This is a genomic window from Microcoleus sp. w1-18aA5 (genome assembly GCF_036701705.1).
Lineage (GTDB): Bacteria > Cyanobacteriota > Cyanobacteriia > Cyanobacteriales > Microcoleaceae > Microcoleus.
In genome coordinates this window covers 1-1,299 of sequence record NZ_JAUPTE010000176.1, presented here as the reverse complement: position 1 = coordinate 1,299, position 1,299 = coordinate 1, and the positions used below count along the sequence as shown (strand labels likewise).

Annotated in this window: 3 protein-coding genes; all 3 read left to right on the top strand. The window is 41.3% G+C overall.

Annotated features, from left to right (window positions below; genetic code table 11):
* Positions 1–63: 63 nt before the first annotated feature.
* From Q5691_RS27560 to Q5691_RS27550, 3 genes are read left to right on the top strand one after another with little or no spacing between them, the layout of a single operon-like run.
* On the top strand, positions 64–567 hold the full coding sequence (locus Q5691_RS27560) for a helix-turn-helix domain-containing protein (protein WP_333348419.1): 504 nt from the start codon (positions 64–66) through the stop codon (positions 565–567).
* Entirely contained in the window at positions 560–871 is a 312-nt protein-coding gene (locus tag Q5691_RS27555) for a hypothetical protein (RefSeq protein WP_333348416.1), read from the top strand. The genes Q5691_RS27560 and Q5691_RS27555 overlap by 8 nt, the downstream gene beginning before the upstream one ends.
* Positions 849–1,268: a transposase gene (locus Q5691_RS27550; protein ID WP_445305850.1), complete on the top strand. Its 420-nt coding sequence runs from the start codon at positions 849–851 to the stop codon at positions 1,266–1,268. Before Q5691_RS27555 ends, Q5691_RS27550 begins: the two co-directional genes overlap by 23 nt.
* Positions 1,269–1,299: the final 31 nt, after the last annotated feature.

Below are 1,299 nucleotides of genomic sequence, written 5' to 3'. Positions count from 1 at the left end.
TATTTGTGGTAGAATAACATAGTTAGTTTAGACCAGTTTCGGTAGGTGATAAAGGAGTCATATATGGCATTATTAATGCCTAAAACATTAAAATTAAGCGATGGCGAGCGTCATCAACTTAACCAGTTGAGCAAGAGACACAACACGCCGCAACAGATCGTGCTACGAGCCAAAATCATTCTGATGGCATCGGATGGTCAAAACCATCGTGGAATAGCCCGAAGCCTAGAGATTAACCGGCAGATGGCTAGTTTATGGCGAAACCGATGGTTGGAGAGCGAGGGAAAAGACTTATCGATTTTGCAAAGATTACAAGATCGAGAGCGTGTTGGTGCACCAGTAAAATTTAGCATGGAACAAGTAACCGAGTTATTTGCACTCGCCTGTTCCTCACCGTCCGATTATGGACGACCAATAAGTCACTGGACAGCTAGAGAACTGGCGGAGGAAATAATGAAACAAGGCATTATTGAAAGTATATCAGTCCGCCATGTTGGCAGATTATTAGAAGAAGCAGAAATTAAACCACACGCCTCGCGCTACTGGTTAACCCCCCCCTGTGGATGAAGAATTTGATGCAAAAGTTAAAGATATTACAGGCTTATATCTGACTGCGATTGAACGCAGTCAAAATGGAGAACACACTATATCAGTTGATGAAATGACAGGGATTCAAGCGATTGAGCGTCTCGAAAAAGACTTACCAATGCGACCCGGGAAAGTGGCAAGAAGAGAGTTTGAATATATTCGTCATGGTACGCAGACCTTGATCGCTAATTTCAATATTGCGAATGGTAAGATAATCGAGCTTTCCTTGCGGAGATTCGAGAACAGAATCGGATTTTTTACTGAATATTCGTCACATCATTGAAACTGACCCTGATGCCAAAAAATGGCATCTAATTATGGATTGTCTGAATACTCACCAATCGGAATCACTGGTGCGTTTGGTCGCCGAAAAAGAAGGCTTAGATATCGACCTCGGCATTAAGGGAAAAAGCGGCATACTTCAATCTATGAAATCTCGCGCAGTTTTTTTAAGTGACCCAACACATCAAATAGTTTTCCATTACACACCCAAACATTCTTCGTGGCTTAATCAAATAGAGATTTGGTTCAGCATTTTGGTGCGGCAATTACTTAAAAGAGCAAGTTTCACCAGTGAGTACGATCTGAAAAATCGCATCCTCAATTTTATTAACTACTTTAATCAAACAATGGCCAAACCTTTTAAGTGGACATATAAGGGTAAAGTCTTGGCTGTTTAATAGTCTGTGTATTTACGCCGAGCTGTACTAG